The sequence below is a fragment of the Stenotrophomonas sp. JAG2 genome (genome assembly GCF_041080745.1).
GTDB lineage: Bacteria > Pseudomonadota > Gammaproteobacteria > Xanthomonadales > Xanthomonadaceae > Stenotrophomonas > Stenotrophomonas maltophilia_AA.
The window spans coordinates 55,181-74,628 of record NZ_JBEUMH010000016.1; the positions used below are offsets into that span (position 1 = coordinate 55,181).

General features: G+C 68.4%; 15 protein-coding genes. 5 read left to right on the top strand and 10 right to left on the bottom strand.

All coding sequences use genetic code 11. The annotated features are described in order from the left end of the window. Position 1 precedes the first annotated feature (1 nt). Positions 2–2,344 (top strand): phosphomannomutase/phosphoglucomutase, encoded by a 2,343-nt coding sequence (locus tag AB9O74_RS17040; RefSeq protein ID WP_369350008.1) that lies wholly within the window; start codon positions 2–4, stop codon positions 2,342–2,344. Between the two features lie 157 nt (positions 2,345–2,501). Here AB9O74_RS17040 and AB9O74_RS17045 read toward each other — a convergent pair whose 3' ends face one another. The 8 genes from AB9O74_RS17045 to pyrE form a co-directional block, all read right to left on the bottom strand. Then, a complete protein-coding gene (locus tag AB9O74_RS17045; RefSeq protein WP_319209582.1) occupies positions 2,502–3,221 on the bottom strand; it encodes a response regulator transcription factor in 720 nt (239 codons plus the stop codon). After that, on the bottom strand, positions 3,202–5,862 hold the full coding sequence (locus AB9O74_RS17050; protein ID WP_369350009.1) for an ATP-binding protein: 2,661 nt from the start codon (positions 5,860–5,862) through the stop codon (positions 3,202–3,204). Before AB9O74_RS17050 ends, AB9O74_RS17045 begins: the two co-directional genes overlap by 20 nt. Before the next feature lie 37 nt (positions 5,863–5,899). After that, the gene (gene kdpC / locus AB9O74_RS17055; protein WP_369350010.1) at positions 5,900–6,571 is read right to left on the bottom strand and encodes a potassium-transporting ATPase subunit KdpC; all 672 of its coding nucleotides are present in this window, start codon (positions 6,569–6,571) and stop codon (positions 5,900–5,902) included. Then, the gene (gene kdpB / locus AB9O74_RS17060) at positions 6,568–8,619 is read right to left on the bottom strand and encodes a potassium-transporting ATPase subunit KdpB (protein ID WP_369350011.1); all 2,052 of its coding nucleotides are present in this window, start codon (positions 8,617–8,619) and stop codon (positions 6,568–6,570) included. Before kdpB ends, kdpC begins: the two co-directional genes overlap by 4 nt. Before the next feature lie 11 nt (positions 8,620–8,630). Continuing rightward, positions 8,631–10,349: a potassium-transporting ATPase subunit KdpA gene (kdpA, locus tag AB9O74_RS17065; RefSeq protein WP_369350012.1), complete on the bottom strand. Its 1,719-nt coding sequence runs from the start codon at positions 10,347–10,349 to the stop codon at positions 8,631–8,633. Positions 10,350–10,361: 12 nt separating this feature from the next. Further along, on the bottom strand, positions 10,362–10,454 hold the full coding sequence (locus AB9O74_RS17070; protein ID WP_019183961.1) for a potassium-transporting ATPase subunit F: 93 nt from the start codon (positions 10,452–10,454) through the stop codon (positions 10,362–10,364). Between the two features lie 713 nt (positions 10,455–11,167). After that, positions 11,168–11,830, bottom strand: coding sequence for a hypothetical protein (locus AB9O74_RS17075; RefSeq protein WP_176987760.1), 663 nt, complete (start codon positions 11,828–11,830; stop codon positions 11,168–11,170). 15 nt (positions 11,831–11,845) lie between these two features. Further along, entirely contained in the window at positions 11,846–12,505 is a 660-nt protein-coding gene (gene pyrE, locus AB9O74_RS17080; protein ID WP_176987761.1) for an orotate phosphoribosyltransferase, read from the bottom strand. A gap of 207 nt (positions 12,506–12,712) precedes the next feature. Between pyrE and AB9O74_RS17085 the strand changes: the two genes are divergently transcribed. From AB9O74_RS17085 to AB9O74_RS17095, 3 genes are all read left to right on the top strand, one after another. Further along, on the top strand, positions 12,713–13,513 hold the full coding sequence (locus AB9O74_RS17085; RefSeq protein WP_019183958.1) for an exodeoxyribonuclease III: 801 nt from the start codon (positions 12,713–12,715) through the stop codon (positions 13,511–13,513). Further along, on the top strand, positions 13,510–14,805 hold the full coding sequence (locus tag AB9O74_RS17090) for an MFS transporter (RefSeq protein ID WP_176987763.1): 1,296 nt from the start codon (positions 13,510–13,512) through the stop codon (positions 14,803–14,805). The genes AB9O74_RS17085 and AB9O74_RS17090 overlap by 4 nt, the downstream gene beginning before the upstream one ends. An 81-nt stretch (positions 14,806–14,886) precedes the next feature. After that, positions 14,887–15,114, top strand: coding sequence for a hypothetical protein (locus tag AB9O74_RS17095; protein ID WP_346478388.1), 228 nt, complete (start codon positions 14,887–14,889; stop codon positions 15,112–15,114). A 67-nt stretch (positions 15,115–15,181) separates the two neighbouring features. Here the strand turns inward: AB9O74_RS17095 and AB9O74_RS17100 are convergent, their stop codons facing one another. Together AB9O74_RS17100 and AB9O74_RS17105 are read right to left on the bottom strand one after the other, a co-directional pair. After that, on the bottom strand, positions 15,182–16,309 hold the full coding sequence (locus AB9O74_RS17100; protein WP_369350013.1) for an anhydro-N-acetylmuramic acid kinase: 1,128 nt from the start codon (positions 16,307–16,309) through the stop codon (positions 15,182–15,184). A 66-nt stretch (positions 16,310–16,375) separates the two neighbouring features. Next, positions 16,376–17,839: a peptidoglycan DD-metalloendopeptidase family protein gene (locus AB9O74_RS17105; protein ID WP_346478386.1), complete on the bottom strand. Its 1,464-nt coding sequence runs from the start codon at positions 17,837–17,839 to the stop codon at positions 16,376–16,378. 168 nt (positions 17,840–18,007) lie between these two features. On the opposite strand from AB9O74_RS17105, the gene tyrS reads away from it, so the two are divergent. Continuing rightward, positions 18,008–19,219 carry a tyrosine--tRNA ligase gene (gene tyrS, locus AB9O74_RS17110; protein WP_369350014.1) on the top strand — a complete coding sequence of 404 codons (1,212 nt, stop codon included), beginning with the start codon at positions 18,008–18,010 and terminating at the stop codon, positions 19,217–19,219. Positions 19,220–19,448 lie beyond the last annotated feature (229 nt).

Here is a 19,448-nt window from a genome sequence, read left to right on the forward strand (position 1 = left end):
CATGAGCAAGGCGAAGGCGGAAGGACGGCCGCAGTGGACGACAGGGCGCTCGGTGCCGCTGCTGTCCGTGCTGCTGGTGCTGTTGGCGGTCTGGTTCGGGTGGAGCGGTGTGCGCCAATGGCGCCAGGCCGCCGTGGGTGCCGAGCTTGAGCAGTCGCGCGACCGTGTGGTCGAGGGCCTGCAGACGGCCCTGACCGGGCAACTCGGGAAACTGGCCACGCTGCTCAAGACCGAGCGCGTCGCCAGTGCGCTGGCCGGCGGCAATGCCCAAGGTGCCGCCGTCGCCATTCGCGAAGGCTGGCCGGGCGTGGAAGACGTCCAGATCCTCACCGCCGATCTGGATGCGGCCTACGCCGATCCAAAGGCCTTTGGTTACTCGCGCCTGGCGCTGCTCGAAGCGGCCATCGCCGATAACGCGCCGGTCGCCCGCGTGGTGCGTGACGCCGGCGGGCAACGTCTTGGCCTGGCAACGGCGGTCGATCTCGGCCCGCAGGGCGCGGCCGTCGTCTATATCCGCCAGCCACTGCTTCGCCTGACCGGCGTGTTCGACAAGGTCGCCGTGCCGGGCGACGGTTACCTCGCCCTGCGCCAGGGGAACCACAACGTCGTCGAACAGGGCAGCCGCGGGCTGTCCGGCGGCGCTGAAGCGCTGGCGCGTCCGATCGGGCGCAGTGGGCTGCGTCTGTCCGCGGCCGTGCCGGATATCGAACCGGGTCCGCTGGGCCTGGGGGCGATCCCCAGTGCGATTGTCGCCGTGTTGCTGCTGTTGATCGCCGTGCTGCTGGTGTTGGGCAAGGGCAAGGTGCCGTTGCCGCGCCGCCGCGGTGCGGCCGAGAGTGCCACCGACACCGGCCCGACCCTGAGCGAAAGCCTGGCCCAGGCCCCGCTGGCGGCGGCCGCCGTCGAGCGCGTTGACGAAGCGACGCCGCCACCGCCCACCGTCCCGGGCGAGGCGGTCGCGGCCGAGATCTTCCGCGCCTACGACATCCGCGGCGTGGTCGGCCGCGAGCTGACCCCCAAGGTCGCCGCGCTTATCGGCCAGGCGATCGGCTCGGTGCTGCAGGTCCAGGGCCTGCGCGACATCGTGGTCGGCCGCGATGGCCGTCTCTCCGGCCCCGAGCTGACCGCCGGGCTGATCGAAGGCCTGCGCCGCGCCGGCTGCAACGTCACCGACATCGGCCTGGCGCCGACCCCCGTGGTGTACTTCGCCAGTTATCACCTGCGCGCGGGCAGCTGCGTGGCGGTGACCGGCAGCCACAACCCGCCCGATTACAACGGCTTCAAGATCGTGGTCGGTGGCGAAACGCTGTCCGGCGATGCGATCACCGAGCTGTACCACCGCATCCGCGATGGCCAGCTGCACCTGGCGTCCGAACCGGGCAGCTTCCAGACCCGCGAGGTCAACGCCGATTACATCCAGCGCATTGCCGATGACGTGCAGCTGGACCGCCCGCTCAAGGTGGTCGCCGATGCCGGCAACGGGGTGGCGGGCGAGCTCGCCCAGCCACTGCTGGAGGCGATCGGTGCCGAAGTGATTCCGCTGTACTGCGATGTGGACGGCACCTTCCCCAACCACCATCCGGACCCGAGCGATCCGGACAATCTGGAAGACCTGATCCAGACCGTGAAGCGCTTCGATGCGGACCTCGGCCTGGCCTTCGATGGCGACGGCGACCGTCTCGGCGTGGTCACCCGCGAAGGGAAGATCATCTACGCGGATCGTCTGTTGATGCTGTTCGCCGCCGACGTGCTGATGCGCAACCCGGGCGCCCTGGTGATCTACGACGTGAAGTGCAGCGGCAAGCTGTCCGACTACGTGCTGCGCAACGGCGGCAGCCCGCTGATGTGGAAGACCGGCCATTCGCTGATGAAGGCGAAGATGCGCGAGACCGATGCCGAGCTGGCGGGCGAGATGAGCGGGCACTTCTTCTTCAAGGAGCGCTGGTTCGGCTTCGACGACGGCCTGTACGCCGCCGCGCGCCTGCTGGAGATCCTGGCCCAGCGCGAGGAGACGCCGTCGGAGGTACTCGACGAACTGCCCGACAGCGTCTCCACCCCCGAGCTGAAGGTGCCGGTCGATGCGGGCACGCCGCATGCGCTGGTGTCGCTGTTCGTGTCGTCGGTGCAGGTGGAGGACTCGCCGTTCGCCGGCGCGCGCCTGTCCACCATCGACGGCCTGCGTGCCGACTTCCCCGATGGCTGGGGCCTGGTGCGTGCGTCGAACACCACCCCGGTACTGGTGCTGCGTTTCGAGGCCGATGACGAGGCCGCGCTGGAGCGCATCAAAGCGCTGTTCCGCGCGCAGCTGCAGCCGTTGCTGCCGGGTGTGGAGCTGGGCTTCTGATCTGCGTGGGTACCGACCAACGGTCGGTACCTACCGCAGCGATAAGCGGTAGTGCCTACCCTGGCGATCAGCGGCACTACCTTGCATCCACGCCACGCGCATGGACATCCACGCCATGCACCACGTGTAGATCCACGCCATGCGTGGATGCCTTTGATCACCCCTTGAACCGCAGACCCACGCCGGGCTCGGTGAACAGATACCGCGAATCCAGCGCGGAATCGCCCAGCTTGTGGCGCAGCTTGCCGACCAGGATGCGCAGGTAATGCGTATCGTGCTGGTGCGTCGGCCCCCAGATCTCCTGCAGGATCTGCGGCTGGGTCACCACCCGCCCGGCATTGCGCAGCAGCAGTGACAACAGCGCGTACTCCTTGCGCGTCAGCGCCACCGGCGCACCGTCCAGCATTACCTCGCGCCGGACCAGGTCGATATGCAGGTGCCCATCATCGAACTGCGGCAGCACGCCCTCGCTGGACACCGTGCGCGAGCGCAGCAGTCCGCGCACGCGCGCCATCAGCTCCTGCGTGCCGAACGGCTTGGTCACGTAGTCGTTGGCGCCGGCATCCAGCGCACGCACCTTCTCGGTCTCGCTGGCCCGCACGGTCAGCATGATCACCGGCACCTGGCTCCACTGGCGCAGTTCACCCAGCACCTCATGGCCTTCCATGTCGGGCAGGCCGATATCCAGGATGACCAGGTCCGCCCCTTCGCCGACCAGCGCTTCCAGCCCGGCCTGGCCGGTCGCGGCCTGGGACACGCGGTAGCCCTGCGCGCGCAGGCTGATCTCCAGGAAGCGCCGGATCTGCGCTTCATCGTCGATCACCAGCACGCGCGCCGGGGGCACGCCGTGGGAAGCCTCAGGAATCGTCGTTGTCATCGGCAGGGTGGGGATGCAGCAGGGGCAGTGTGATGCGGATCAGGGTACCGCGTCCGTCGCGCCCCGGCAGCGCCTGCACGCTGCCGCCATGCGCGCCGATCATGCCCTGGCAGATGGTCAGGCCCAGCCCGGTGCCGTGCCGGCCCCGGTCGCCACGCTCCACGCTGTAGAACATGTCGAAGATGCGCGCCCGCTCTTCGTCGGGAATCCCGGGGCCGGCGTCGAGCACATCGATGCGCAGCTCGCCTTCGACCAGCCGCGCCTGCACTTCCACTGCCGCGCCGGGCGGGGAGAATTTGGCCGCGTTCTCCATCACGTTGAACACCGCCTGTTCGACCAGCGCCGGATGCACCCAGATCGGGGCCAGCGCAGCCGGAATATCCAGTTTGAGCAGCACATCGGGCTGATAGCGCTGCAGGCGGCGCGCGGCCGAGCCGACCAGCTCATCCACGCCGATCCAGTCGCGGTTGATCTGCAGGCCGTCATGGCCGAGCCGGGTCATGTCCAGCAGGTTCTGGATGTAGCGGTCCAGGCGCTCGCCTTCGACCAGGATGGTGTCCAGCAGGGCGCGGCGGTCGCTGGCATCCATCGCATCGGCATAGCTGGAGAGGCTGTCGGCCGAGCCGATCATCGCCGCCAGGGGCGAGCGCAGGTCATGCGAGACCGAGGACAGCAACGCCGAACGCAGCCGCTCGGTCTCGTTGCTCACATGCGCCTTCTCCAGATCGGCCACCAGCTGGGTGCGCAGCGCAGCCTGGGCGATATCGTCCACCATCGCTTCGGCCAGCTGGCGCTGCTCGGGCGTCAACCGGGGGGCCTCGCGCGGGAAGCGCATGCCGGCCACGCCGATCGCGCGGTCGTCGCCGTCCAGCAGCGGCAGGAACCACCAGCCGGCGCCGGCCAGCGTATCGGTGAAGCGCCCGCTGGGCTGGCCATGCCGGTGTGCCCAGTCGGCGGCGGCCAGATCGGTGTCGCCCGGTGCGGCGCTGCCACTGGCGCTGGTGTACTGCCCGATGCGCAGCCATGCCGGCGCATCCATCGCCTGTTCCAGCGCTTCACGGCCGGCCTGCGCGACCTGCTCGTTGCTGGGCGCGCTGGCCAGCTGCCGGCCCAGCGCCTGGCGCGCATGCGCGTGCCGGTTGGCGGCGCGCAATGCCACCACCTGCATGCGCAGGCGCGAGGCCAGCCGTCCGGCCACCAATGCGGCTGCTAGGAACAGGAAGACCGTGATCACGCCCTGGCGCGCGCTGATCGCGAAGGTGAAGCGCGGCGCGATGAAGAAGAAGTTGTAGGCCAGGAAGCACAGTGCGGCCGCGATCACCGCCGCACTGGTGCGGCTGCGCGCGGCGACCATCACCACCGCCACGATGAACACCATCGAGAGGTCGTACAGCCCGATCCAGCGCTCGGCGACCAGCGCCACCAGGCACGCGGCCGCGGTGGCGCCCAGCGCCAGCAGCGCGTCCTTGCCGGCACTGCGGCTCGGAAGGGACAGGCCGGACCGTCGCGCACGCGCTCGCGCCTGCGGCGTGCCGATGATGGTGATCTCGAAATGCGCGCCGCGCCGGATCAGCTGCTGGGTCAGCGTGCGGTTGAGCATGCGCGCGAGCGGGCGCTCCCGCGTGCGGCCCAGCACCAGCGTCGACACGCCATTGTGTGCGGCATGGTCGAGCAGGGCATCGGCAATGCTGGAGCCATGCAGCAGTTCAGCCTCGCCCCCGAGGCGCCGGGCGAGGGCGAAGGCGGCATCGATCTCGCGCCGGGTCTGTTCGTCGTGCGCGCGCGCCTGCACCGTCACCACCGTCCACGGCGCATCACGCCGTTCGGCGATGCGCCGGCCGACCCGGACCAGGTACTCGCTCTGGCCACCGCCATCGATCGCCACCAGTACGCGGCGGCGCAGTGGCAGGTTGCCTTCACCGCGCGCGGCGCGGGTCTCACGCAGGCTGCTGTCCACGCGGTCGGCCGCTTCCTGCATGGCCAGCTCGCGCAGCGCGGTCAGGTTGGCCGGCGAGAAGAACGCCTGCAGCGCCTGCGCCGCCTGTTCGGGCACGTAGACCTTGCCCTGCTGCAGCCGCTCGATCAGCTCGCGCGGCGGAAGATCCACCAGCACGATGTCATGCAGGCGGTCGAGCACCGCATCGGGCACCGTCTCGCTGACCCGCACGCCGGTGATGCGCATGACCACGTCATTGAGGCTCTCCAGGTGCTGGATGTTGACCGTGGTCCACACATCGATGCCGGCATCGAGCAGTTCCATCACATCTTGCCAGCGCCGCTCATGGCGACTGCCCGGCACGTTGCGGTGTGCCAGTTCGTCGACCAGCACCAGCGCCGGGCGACGCGCCAGCACCGCATCCAGGTCCATCTCGTCCAGCGCGTGCTGTTGATACTCGCGCTGCAGCAGCGGCACCTGCGGCAATCCCGCCAGCAGCGCCGAGGTTTCGGCGCGGTTGTGGGTTTCCACCAGCCCGATCACCACGTCCACGCCGCGGCGCAGTTGTTCGTGCGCGCGGGTGAGCATGCTGAAGGTCTTGCCAACGCCCGGTGCCGCACCCAGGAACACGGTGAGCTTGCCGCCGGCTTCGCGCTGCAGGCTGTCGGCCAGGGCATCGGCCTGGCGGGTACGGGAGTCGCTCATGGGCGGGGATTGTGCGCCCGGGACGGTACGCAGCGCATCAACGCGTTCCGTAGAGCCGGGCGCTGCCCGGCTGCCCATCCTGCGTATCCAAGGCCAGGTTCAACGTCACCACGTTCACCCGTGGCTGCCCGAACACGCCCCACTGCGGGCCCAGCGTATGCGCCTTCACCAGCGCCGCCACCTGGTCAACCGGCAGCCCACGGCTGCGCGCCACGCGCGCGATCTGCACCTGCGCCGCCGCCTGCGACAGCTCCGGATCCATGCCCGCGCCGGACTGGGTGACCAGATCGCCGGGCACCTGCGCGGCGGGCACGCCCTCGCGCGCGGCCACCGCGTTGATGGCGGCCTGCACGCGTTCCTGCAGGGCCGGGTTGCTGCGCGCCATGTTGCTGCCGGCGGCCGCCATCGGATCGTAGTTGGCGGCCGACGGCCGTGCCTGGAAGTAGCCATCGCCGACGAACGGCTGGGCGATCAGTTTCGAGCCGCGCACCTGCCCATCGCGGAGCAGCAGGCTGCCCTCGGCCTGCGCCGGAAACAGCAGCCCGCTCACGCTGGTGGTGGCCACGGCATAGGCCAGGCCGAGCAGCAGCAGGCTGCTCACGCCGAGCACAAGCGCCGGGCGCCAGGCGCTGTCCTGCTGGAGCTGGGTAGAGGCGGCGGCGCGGCTGCGCGCCGGACGGGGAACGGAAGTAGCAAGCGAGCGGTTCATGCGCCGAACACCGAGACAAGGAAGAGGTCGATCAATTTGATGGCCGCGAACGGCAGCAACACACCGCCCAGCCCGTACACGAGCATGTTCCGGCGCAGCAGCGCGGTAGCCGTGGCCGGGCGGAAGCGCACCCCGCGCAGTGCCAGCGGGATCAGCGCCGGAATCACCAGGGCATTGAAGATCAGCGCCGCCAGCACCGCATTGCGCGGGCTGGACAGGTGCATCACGTTCAGCGCCGCCATCGCCGGCAGGGTCGAAGCGAACAGTGCCGGCAGGATCGCGAAGTACTTGGAGACGTCGTTGGCCAGCGAGAAGGTGGTCAGCGCACCGCGCGTGATCAGCTGCTGCTTGCCGACTTCGACCACCGCCAACAGCTTGGCCGGATCCGAATCCAGATCGACCATGTTGCCGGCTTCCTTGGCGGCCTGGGTACCGGAGTTCATCGCCAGCCCGATGTCGGCCTGGGCCAGTGCCGGGGCATCGTTGGTGCCGTCGCCGACCATCGCCACCAGGCGGCCGCCGGCCTGCTCGGCGCGGATGCGGGCGAGCTTGTCTTCCGGGCGTGCCTCGGCGATGTAGTCGTCCACACCGGCCTCGGCCGCGATCGCGGCGGCGGTCAGCGGGTTGTCGCCGGTGATCATCACCGTGCGGATGCCCATCGCCCGCAGCTGCGCGAACTTCTCGCGCATGCCGTGCTTGACCACGTCTGACAGCTCGATCACGCCCAGCACGTGGCGGCCCTCGCACACCACCAGCGGGGTGGCACCGTTGCGTGCCACCTGCTCCACGCGCCCCGCCAGCTCCGACGGCACCGTGCCGCCCAGCTCACGCACATACGCGGTGATCGCATCGGAGGCGCCCTTGCGGATGCGGCGGCCGCCGTCCAGATCGACGCCGGACATGCGGGTCTGCGCGCTGAAGGCCAGATACTCCGCGCGGTCCGGCTCGGCGGTGGTGCAGCCCTGCTCGCGCGCCAACCGCACCACCGACTTGCCTTCCGGGGTCGGGTCGGCCAGCGAGGACAGCAGCGCCGCCTCGCGCAGCTTGCTGGCATCGATGCCGGCCAGTGCATGGAAATGCGTGGCCTGGCGGTCGCCGTAGGTGATGGTGCCGGTCTTGTCGAGCAGCAACACGTCCACGTCGCCGGCCACTTCCACCGCCTTGCCGGATTTGGCCAGCACGTTGGCGGCCAGTGCGCGGTTCATGCCGGCAATGCCGATCGCCGGCAGCAGTCCACCGATGGTGGTGGGGATCAGGCACACCAGCAGCGCGATCAGCAGCAGCGGATCGACCTGCACGCCAACGAACGCCCCGATCGCCGGCAGCGTCGCCACCACCACCAGGAAGGTCAGCGTCATCGCCGCCAGCAGCAGCGTCAGGGCGACCTCGTTCGGGGTCTTCTGCCGGTTCGCACCTTCCACCAGCGCGATCATCCGGTCCAGGAAGCTGTGCCCCGGCTCGGCGGTGATGCGCACGATGATCTGGTCGGAGAGCACCTTGGTGCCGCCGATCACACCGCTGCGGTCGGTGCCGGCCTCGCGCAGCACGGGCGCCGATTCACCGGTCACGGCGGCTTCGTTGATGGTGGCCAGGCCCTGCACGATCTCGCCATCGGCCGGAATCAGCTCCCCGGCACTGACGATCACATGGTCGCCCGGGCGCAGCTCGGCGGCCGGCACCTGGGTCTCGCTGGCGCCGGCATGCGCGGCGGCCAGCCGACGCGCGCTGAGGTCCTGGCGGGCACGCCGCAGCGAGGCCGCCTGGCCACGGCCACGCGCTTCGGCCACGGCCTCGGCGAAGTTGCCGAACAGCACGGTCAGCAGCAGGATCGCGGTGACCGCCAGGCCGAAGCCCAGCGGTGCATTGCCGGTCAGCGTGACCAGCGCGCTGACCACGGTGCCGACCATCACCACGGCCATCACCGGGCTGTGCAGCAGATGGCGCGGCGAGAGCTTGATCACCGCATCGCGCAGGGCGCGGCGCCAGCCGGCGCCATCGAGCAGGCGCTGGCGGCGGTGGGAAGAAACGTTCAACGGATACGTACTCATGGAAGGAGGTCTCAGTGCTGCGTCAGCGACAGGTGGTCGGCGACCGGGCCCAGCACCAGCGCCGGCATGAACTGCAATACGGTGAGGATGACGATCAGCGCGATCAGGGTCACCGCGAAGGTCGGGGTTTCGATCTGCAGCGTCCCGGCCGATTCCGGCGCACGCCGCTTGGCCGCCAGCTGCGCGGCCACGATCAACGGGATCACCAGCACCGGGTAGCGGCCCAGCAGCAGCACCAGGGTGCAGCTCAGGTTCCACCACACCGTGGCATCGCCGAGGCCTTCAAAGCCCGAGCCGTTGTTGGCGAACGCCGAGGTGTACTCGTAGAACACCTGGCTGATGCCGTGGAAGCCGGGGTTGGAGGTGCCGGTGATCGACGGGATCGCCAGGGTCAGCGCGGTGAAGCCCAGGATCGTGATCGGCTGCAGCAGCACCAGCAGCGCGAGCAAGCGCACCTGCGGCGTTTCCAGCTTGCGACCGAACAGTTCCGGGGTGCGGCCGGTCATCAGCCCGGCCAGGAACACGCCCAGCAGCAGGTACACGAAGAACTGCTGCAGACCGCAGCCGATGCCGCCCCAGATCGCACTGATCAACATGTTGACCATCGGTACGGCGCCGGCCAGCGGGCTGAGCGAATCGTGCATGCCGTTGACCGAGCCGTTGGAAACCTGGGTGGTGATCGCCGCCCACATGCCCGTTCCATCGGCACCGAAGCGCACTTCCTTGCCTTCCATCAGCAGCGGGCTGGCTGCGGTGGCCGAATGGCCTTCCAGCCACATCGTGGCCGCGACCGACACACTGGACATCGTCAGCATGCAGCCGAACACCAGCCCGGCCAGGCGCCTGCGCCCGGTAAACGCGCCCAGCATGAAGATCACGCTGATCGGGATCAGCAGGATGCCGATCAGTTCCAGCGCGTTGGACAGCGGGGTCGGGTTCTCCAACGGCATGGCGCTGTTGGGGCCATACCAGCCACCGCCGTTGGCACCCAGCTGCTTGGCCGCGACCATCGCCGCGACCGGGCCGAGCGGCAGCTTCTGCGTCTCCATGCCGGCCGCGGCATCGATCGGTGTCGCCTGCGGACCGGCCGCCAGCGTCGAGGGCACGCCCTGGCTGGTCAGCAGGACCGCCCACAGCAGGCACAGCGGCAGCATGAAGCGCACGCTGGCACGCACGACATCGGCGTAGTAGTTGCCCACATCGACGCGACGGTCCGCGCTGAGCAGCGCGGCCTGTTCGGCCGGCACGTCCTCGGGACGCGCGCCGAACAGCGCACGCAGGGTGGCCACCACCAGCGCCAGGCCCATCATCGGCGTCACCACCTGCAGGCCGGTGATCGCGGTCATCTGCGAGAAGTAGGACAGCTGCGCCTGGCCCGAGTAGTGCTGCTGGTTGGTGTTGGTCAGGAACGACACCATCGTGTGCAGCGCGGTATCCCAGCGCATGTTGGGAATCTGGTCGGGATTGAACGGCAGCCAGGCCTGGGTCATGAAGACCGCCTGCACCAGCACCGCGATCACCACGTTGCTGAGCAGGAAGGCGCCCACGTAGCCGCGCCAGGACATGCCGCGCGCCGGGTTCACCCCGAGCAGCCGGTACAGCGGTTTTTCAATCCACCCGAACAGCGCGTCGCCGCGCATCGGGCCACCGCGCATCACCCGGGCGAGATACAGCCCAAGCGGAAAGGCCAGCACGATGCTGGCCAGCAGGATCAACAGGATCTCGGTCATGGTCGGCTCCGGTCAGAAGGTTTCGGGCCGAAGCACGACGTAGAGCAGGTAGGCGGCGGCAACGAGCACCAGCACGCCGCACAGCAGGGAAAGCCAGGCAGACATGGTCGTGGCCTCAAACGCGGGAAAGGGAGCGCGCGGTGCTCGGGGCACCGGCGGGGAAGACAGGCAGATACAGGCTCATGGGACGTCCAGGTGGAACCACTCCACGTCAGGCGCTCATGGTCTGCCTGCCCGGCATAAACGCTCCACGCCCCAAACCGGCGCCCCGCGTAAAAAATGCATAAAAAGGTGCTTCGCCTCATGGATCGGAGCGCCTCATTCCACGGCAATGCAGATGCGCACGGCCGTGTACGTCTGGCCTGGGAACTCCGCCGGAGGGTGGATCCGGTGGCGTCTCCGCTCAGGTTTGTCGCGAGCGTGAGGGCCCCGCAGCGGTGGGCAGGCCCCTCGGCAAATGTCCCCCGGCCGCCGCCTGGCGGCGACGGCCTCCTCCTTGATTTTGCCCAGGAGCCTACCCACCGCTACAGGGCTCGCGTGTGGTGCGCGTGCTGCAACCCAGGGCTTTCAGTGGGGCGCCAGTGGTCTGGATACGCGGGGTGCTATGCCCTTGTGGGCGAAATCAAGGAGGAGGGGACGGCCGCAGGCCGGCACCGGGGGACATTCGCCGACAAGGGCATAGCGCCCCAGCGCCCGACCAACCCACCGCCCCCGCTTCCGGAAAAGTTCAGAGCGCGCTTCGTGCCTGCCATGAGGATAGGAACCAAAAAAGGCGGCCCAAAGGCCGCCTTCGTTTCAACGCCATCGCACAGCCACCATCACCCGCGCGGATCGCTCCCCATGCCCTTGAGCAACCGATAGCGCTGCAGCGTGCCCTCGATCTCCACGTCCAGCGCCCGGCGCTGCTGCTCGAACGAAGCCTGCATGCGCCGCTGCGTCACCAGCTCGGCATGCCGCGCGCGGATGCGCTCGGCCTGCTTCTCCGACACCGGCTGCCCATCCAGTTCGCGGTTGCCCGCGCCGGCCAGCAGCGTGACCAGCGCATCGCGCACGCTGGCCACGTTGTAACTCGCGGTATGGATGTTGTTGTCCAGGATCCCACTGCGCTCGGCGAACACCCGGCGCAGGTCGTCCTCGCTCTCGTACGTCGCCAGCATCGCCTGCTCGGTGCGCTGGCGGGTCTGCTCGGCGGCCAGGTCCAGGCGCTGCTGCGCGGCCTGCGCCGCGACATCGGCGCGTTCCTCGTCGGTCAACGCGCGCTGCACTTCGCCACTGCGCATGCCGCTGCGCAGGTTGAACTCCTCGCGTGCGTTGTTCACCGCCTCCTGGGGCAGCGCATCACTGCAGATCCGCTCGCTGCCCTTGTTCCAGCAGTACAGCTTCTTCGGCGTCGCGTCGGCCGTGCGTTTCTGCGCCTGGGCAGGCAACAGCGGCACGGCCAGCAGCAGGCCGACAACGGTGAACGTGGCAAACCTGGACATGAAAGCCCCCTGCTCTCAACGCGTAGGACGGCTGCCGTAGCGGGAACGATAGTCCTCCAGCGGCTGCCGGTAGCCCACAAGTTCCGGATTTCCGGAGGCAAAATCAAGCAGGTCGGCCAGCGTAGCCACCGCGACCACCGGAATCCCGGCTTCTTCGGCGACGGCCTGCGCGGCGGAACGGGGGTCGGTTTCCGAGGCGATCTCCTGGCGGTCCAGGGCCACCACGATGCCGGCCGGGGTGCCGCCGGCGCCCTTGATGATCGCCAGCGCTTCGCGGATCGCGGTGCCGGCGGTGATCACGTCGTCGACGATGAGCACGCGCTTGCCGTTCATGTCGGCGCCGATCAGGTTGCCGCCTTCGCCATGGTCCTTGGCTTCCTTGCGGTTGAACGACAGCGGCAGGTCGCGGCCGCGCTGGGCGAATTCACAGGCGGTCGCGGTAGCCAGCGGGATGCCCTTGTAGGCCGGGCCGAACACGACATCGAACTTCAGGCCGGTGGCTTCCACGGCATCGGCGTAGCAGGCCGCCAGCTGCGACATGCGCGCGCCGGAATCGAACCGGCCGGCATTGAAGAAATAGGGGCTCAGACGGCCGGACTTCAGGGTGAACTGGCCGAAACGCAGGGCATCGGCGGTCAGGGCCAGTTGCAGGAAACGGTGGCGATGGTCGCTCATCAAGACTCAATTCAATTCATTTGGAGCGCAAATCCTAATGCATGTCTGCATTTTTCGGCTCGCCGGCCCCTGCGGCCCGGTGTCGCACAGGGTGGCGAGACGATCCCGGGGCGCGCGGGGGCAGGCTATCCGCATCCGTTTCCAGCCAGCCCCTGCAAGGGCCGAAACGGTATGCTCTTGCCGGTATCGTTCCAGACCCGGGTCAGCATGCGCATCATCAGTTTCAACGCCAATGGCATCCGTTCCGCCGCCACCAAGGGCTTCCTCGAGTGGTTCCGCGCCCAGGACGCCGACGTCCTGTGCATCCAGGAAACCAAGGCCCAGGAAGACCAGCTGACCGACCCGATGTTCCGCCCGGACGGCCACCACTGCTTCTACCGCGACGCCATCACCAAGAAGGGCTACAGCGGCGTGGCGATCTACAGCAAGCGCGAGCCGGACCAGGTGATCACCTCGCTGGGCTGGGCCCCGTTCGACGATGAAGGGCGCTACATCGAGGCCCGCTACGGCAATCTCAGCGTCGTCTCCTTCTATATCCCCTCGGGCAGTTCGGGCGACCTGCGCCAGGGCTTCAAGTACGAAGTGATGGAATGGCTGCGCCCGATCCTGGCCGGCTGGCTGGCCAGCGGCCGCGACTACGTGCTGTGCGGCGACTGGAACATCGTGCGCTCCGCGCTGGACATCAAGAACTGGAAGTCCAACCAGAAGAACTCCGGCTGCCTGCCGCCCGAGCGTGACTGGCTCAACGGCCAGTGCGTGGACGCCGACCAGGCGCTGGATATCGCCGCCGGCCAGGGATGGACGGATGCCTACCGCCTGCTGCACCCGCAGGGCGAGGACTACACCTGGTGGAGCAACCGCGGCCAGGCCCGCGCCAACAACGTGGGGTGGCGCATCGACTACCAGTTCGTCAGCCCCGGCCTGCGCGACCGCCTGCGCAGCTGCTCGGTCTACCGCGATGAGCGCTTCTCCGACCATGCCCCGTTCACGGTGGACTACGCCCCATGACCGAGGCGGACGCGCCGGTGTCCTACAAGGGCTGGGCCGGGATCAAGCGCGCCTTCGGCACGCCCTCGGCGCTGACGATGGCCTTCCTGGGCTTCGGCAGCGGCCTGCCGTTCCTGCTGATCGCCTCGCAGACCCTGTCCACCCGCCTGCGCGATGTGGGCCTGGACCTGAAGAGCATCGGCCTGATCAGCCTGGCCAGCTTCTTCTACCTGATGAAGTTCGTCTGGGCACCGTTGATCGACCGCTACGCCTTCCCGCTGGTCAGCGCGCTCGGCCGCCGCCGTTCCTGGCTGCTGGCCTCGCAGATCGGCGTCACCGGCGGGCTGTTCGCACTTGCCTTCGTCCGTCCCGAGCTCGGCGTCACCCCGCTGGTGCTGTGGGTGCTGGTGGCCTCCTTTGCCGGCGCCACCCAGGATTCGGTGGTCGATGCCTACCGCATCGAGATCGCCCCGGAGAGCGCGCAGGCCGCGTTGGCCGCCACCTACACGTTGGGCTACCGGATCGGCCTGATCCTGGCCGGCGCGGGCGCGCTCTACCTGGCCCAGTTCGAAGGCTGGATCGTGGCCTACCTGGCCATGGCCTCGCTGATGCTGCTGCCCATCATCACCACGCTGGTCTGCCGCGAGCCGGTCCAGCCGGAAGTGCGCATCCAGCGCCGCATCGATTTCTTCGGCGCCTTCTGGCAGCCCATCAGCAGCTTCTTCAGCGCCAATGGCGTGGCGCTGGCACTGGCGCTGCTGGCGTTCGTGGGGCTCTACAAATTCCCCGACCAGGTGATCGGGGTGATGTCCGGTCCGTTCTATCTGGATTCGGGCTTCACCAAGGCCGATATCGCCACCGTCTCCAAGCTGTTCGGCGTGTGGATGGGCATCGGCGGCGCGTTCCTCGGCGGCATCGCGGTGGCCGCGTTCGGCTTCCGCCGCATGCTGCTGGTCGCCGCGCTGGGGGTGGCGCTGTCCAACCTGGCGTTCCTGCTGATGGCGCACAACCCGGGCCAGCTGTGGGCGTTCTATGCTGCGCTGAGCGCGGACAACCTGTTCCAGGGCTTTGCCGGTACGGTGCTGGTCGCCTTCATGTCGTCACTGACCGACCGCAACTTCACCGCCACCCAATACGCGCTGCTGGTCTCGCTGGCCAACCTGCCGGGCAAGTTCGTCGGCGGTGTCTCGGGCTACATCGTCGAAGCGAGTTCCTACAGCACCTTTTTCATCCTCAGCGCCACCACGGTCATCCCGACCCTGCTGCTGCTGATCTGGCTGTGGCCGCGGATCCGGGACCGCAGCACGGCATAAGCGGTTTGCGTGCCGGCAGAGCCTGTTGGATCATGCCGGCACAACGGCCGTGGGGACGGCATCACGCCAACGGGGAGAACGATGGCTGATCTACTGCTGCGGGATGTGGACCCGCTGTTGCTGGAACGTATCCGCCGGATCGGGGCCGCCCGCGGCTGGACCCGCGAGGACACCTGCATGGCGCTGCTGGAACAAGGCCTGTTCGCCAGCGAACTGGAGGTCCGCAGCGGCTTCCACGATCCCGAGGTCGACGCGCTGGCCGCTGCCATCGCGGCCCTGCAGGCCCTGCCGGACGCGCAGGGGCTGTAACGGCGGCAAGCGCCGAACAGCGCATCGGCGATCACAGCCGCAGGGCAGCGCCCGCCGCCGTGGCCCTTCAGGCCGGGTGGATCGCCCCGAGAACCCGCGGTCCCCGCGCGCCACTCACGCTCGGCAGGTTGCCGGGCAATCCGGCCAGGGTGCGCTGCGCCAGCCACGCGAATCCCATCGCCTCCAGGTAATCCGGATCCAGCCCGTGCACCGCGCTGGATTCAATCACCACGCCCGGCAGCCGCGCACGCAGGCGCCGCAGCAGCTGCGGATTGCGCACGCCACCGCCGCAGACCAGCACCCGCGTCGCGCCCGGCAGATGCGCCAGCAGTGCATCGGCCACCGTCGCGGCGGTCAGCTCGAGCAGGGTCGCCTGCACGTCCGCGCCGGAGACCTGCCCCTCGCCCAGCTGCGCCTGCGCCCAGTCCAGGTGGAACTGCTCGCGCCCGGTGCTCTTTGGCGGTGGCAGCGCGAACCAGGGATCGGCCAACCAGCGGGCCAGCAGCGCCGCATCGACCTGGCCACTGGCCGCGAACGCGCCCTCCGCATCGAACGGTGCGCCGCGATGGCGCTGGCACCAGGCATCCATCAGCGCGTTGGCCGGGCCGGTATCGAAGCCGCGCGGTGTCCCGTCGCGCGGGATCAGGGTGAGATTGCCGATGCCGCCCAGGTTGAGCACGGCGCGGTCTTCATCGCTGTCGCCCAGCATCGCCAGGTGGAAGGCTGGCATCAGCGGCGCGCCATGCCCGCCGGCGGCCACATCGCGGCGGCGGAAATCGGCCACGGTGGTGATGCCGGTGAGTTCGGCGATGCGGTTGGCGTCGCCGATCTGCATCGTGAAGGCGGGATCGGCCAGCGGCCGGTGGCGCACGGTCTGCCCATGCGAGCCGATCGCGTGCACCCGGGTGCGGTCGACCCGCGCGCTGTCCAGCAGGCGGTTGGCGGCCGCGGCGAAGGTGATCCCGACCTGGGCATCAAGCCGGCCGAGCGCGTCCAATGAGGTGATGGTGCCGCCCTCTCCGAGCGCGATCAGTTCGGCGCGGATCGCCGGATCCCAGTCGTGGGTCAGGCCTTCGACAAAGCGGCAGCCGCCCTCGGCGGGGAACTGCACCAGCGCGGCATCGATGCCGTCGGCGCTGGTGCCGGACATCAGGCCCAGGTAGAGCGGGGTAGTGGGATCAACAGCAGAGGTCATGGCCAGGCGGTCCAACGGGTTGCGTGCAGCTTCCGCGCAACCCGTTGCCGCCGTCAATCAATGCGATCAGCCGCGGTTGGACTTGACCGGCTTGCCGGCCTTCGCCGTGGCCGTATCGGCGGCCTTGGCCTCCGGTGCCGGGCTGGCATCGGCGTAGATCAGCTTCTCCATGCCCTGGATGCGCGCCAGCGCCGGGGCGGTCTGCGCACGGAAGGCGGCCAGCTCGGCGCCCTGCAGCGGCTCCGGCGGCGGCATCGTCACCGACAGCGGGTTGCGGTGCACGCCGTTGACGCGGAATTCGTAGTGCAGGTGCGGGCCGGTGGCCAGGCCGGTCGAGCCGACGTAGCCGATCACCGTGCCCTGCGCCACGCGCTGGCCGGTCTTGATCTTGCCGAACCGCGACATGTGCCCGTACAGGGTGGTGTGGCCGCGGCCATGGTCCAGGATCACCACGTTGCCGTAGCCGCGCTGGGTCCCGGCGAACTGCACGCGGGCATCGCCGGCGGCCATGATCGGGGTGCCGGTGCGCGCGGCGTAGTCCACGCCCTTGTGCATGCGCATCTTGCCCAGCACCGGGTGCTTGCGCGCGCCGAAGCTCGAGCTCAACCGCGCGAACTGGATCGGCATGCGGATGAAGCTCTTCTTCAGCGGCCGGCCGCTGGCGTCGAAGTACTCCGACTTGCCGTTGCGGTCGAAGCGGAAGCCGCTGTAGGTCTTGCCACCCGAGCTGAAGGTCGCCGCGAGGATCTTGCTGGTGTCCACCTTCTCGCCTTCGCGCCAGGTTTCATCCATCACCACGCTGAAGCGGTCGCCCGGCTGCAGGTCCTTGGAGAAGTCGATGTCGTACTTGAAGATCTCGTCGGTCATCGTCGCGATCGCCGAGGGCGACAGGCCCGCCTTGCGCGCGGCGGCATACAGCGAGCTGGTGATCTCGCCACTGGCGACCACGCGGCGGGTGGAGCTCTCGCGCTTGCTCACCGTTTCGGTGATCTTGTCGCCGGCCAGGGACAGCTCCACGCGGTTGTCGGCATCGCGGTCGAAGCGGATCGTGCGCAACTCACCGGACAGCGGCAGGTCGAAGGCGATCTCCGCACCGGGGCGCAGCTTGGTCAGCGATTCGCGTACACCCGGGTGCTCCAGCACCTGGTGCATCACCGTGGCCGGGATGCCGGCCTGGTCGAACAGATTGCTCAGGGTCTGGCCGCGCTGCACGCGCAGCACCTGCCAGCTGTCGCCCGGGGTCTGCTGCTGGCGTTCCAGCGACAGCGGCGGCAACGGCAGCGCCAGGGTCGAATGGCTGACCGAGTAGGGCGAGTCGATGGTGTGCGAGAAGCCGGGGACGATCGTGGCCACCAGGGCGCCGATGGTGGCGAACAGGCTGGCGTGCATCCAGTGGCGGCGGGTCCAGCGCTGGTTGAAGGCCGCAGGAAGATGCTGTTTGAGCTTCCGATGGAGGGCGGTGTCGTGGAGGACGTGGAGACGTTCCTTGAAGCGCTGCTTGCGCGCGCGGCCTTGATCGGAATTGAGCATCGTCGGTCTGTTCCTGGCTGGCCCGGGAGCGCGGGCCCAAACGTCGGTAACATAGACAGGTATAAATACCGCGTCAAACCCTTGTGCCTATTGGCTTTTGTGAAGCACCTGCGGTTAACTTGTACTTAACGTCATTCATATAAATAAGGCATTGCCGGGAGTTGTCACGTGTCCTCGATTGAAGAAGCCATCGCCCTGATCGGGCGTGGCGCCGATGAGATCCTCAAATCCGACGAGCTGCGCCAGCGTCTGGAAAGCGGCCGCCCGCTGCGGGTCAAGGCCGGCTTCGACCCCACCGCCCCGGACCTGCACCTGGGCCATACCGTGCTGCTGAACAAGCTGCGCCAGTTCCAGGACCTCGGCCACCAGGTGATCTTCCTGATCGGCGACTTCACCGGGATGATCGGCGACCCCTCGGGCAAGAACGTCACCCGCAAGCCGCTCACCAAGGAAGATGTGCTGGCCAATGCGCGTACCTATGAAGACCAGGTCTTCAAGGTGCTGGATCGCGAGAAGACCGAAGTGCGCTTCAACTCGGAGTGGTTCGGCAGGATGGCCGCGGCCGACATGATCCGCCTCGCCGGCCAGCACACCGTGGCGCGCATGCTCGAGCGCGACGACTTCGCCAAGCGCTATGCCGCCCAGCAGTCCATCGCGCTGCATGAGTTCCTGTACCCGCTGGTGCAGGGCTACGACTCGGTCGCGCTGGAAACGGACGTCGAACTCGGCGGGACCGACCAGAAGTTCAACCTGCTGATGGGCCGTGGCCTGCAGGAGCACTACGGGCAGAAGCCGCAGATCGTGCTGACCATGCCGCTGCTGGAAGGCCTGGACGGCGTGGCCAAGATGTCCAAGTCGCTCAACAACTATATTGGTATCAGCGAACCGGCCATCGACATCGTCACCAAGACCATGAAGATCGGCGACGACCTGATGTGGCGCTGGATCGAGCTGCTCTCCTTTGATATCAGCCAGGCCGAGGCCAAGGCCCTGCGCGAGCAGGTCGACGCCGGCGGCTTGAACCCGCGCGAGGTGAAGCTGCGCCTGGCCCGTGAGCTGACCACGCGCTTCCATGACGCCGCCGCGGCCGAACAGGCCATTGCCGGCTGGAACGCCGCCGTCACCGGGCAGGGCGATGTGACCCTGCTGCCGCTGCAGGAAGTGATCATTCCCGCCGAGGGCCTGCGTATTGGTGCACTGCTGACCGCTGCCGGCCTCACCCCGAGCAACTCCGAGGCCTCGCGCAAGCTCAAAGAGCGTGCGGTGAAGGTGGATGGCGAGGTAGTGGACGACGCCCAGCAGGTGTTCGTGCCTGGTTTCGAGGGCCTGCTGCAGGTCGGCAAGCGCACCTTTGCACGCGTGCTGCTGGTCGCCGCCTAAGCGGCACAAGGGGTTCGGGCGATCCGGACCCCTTTCAGCATGAATGGGAGGGCGGCAACGTGAAAAAATGTCACGTACCCCCTTCACAAACGGCCCCGATAGGGACATACTTTCCCTCCCCCGACGCAGGGGCCACCGCAAGGCGGCAACCGCGAAGGAACAGGACTTCAACTACTTCGAAAGAAGGTGTTGACGGAAACGAAAAGCCTGACATAATAGGCGGCTCGCA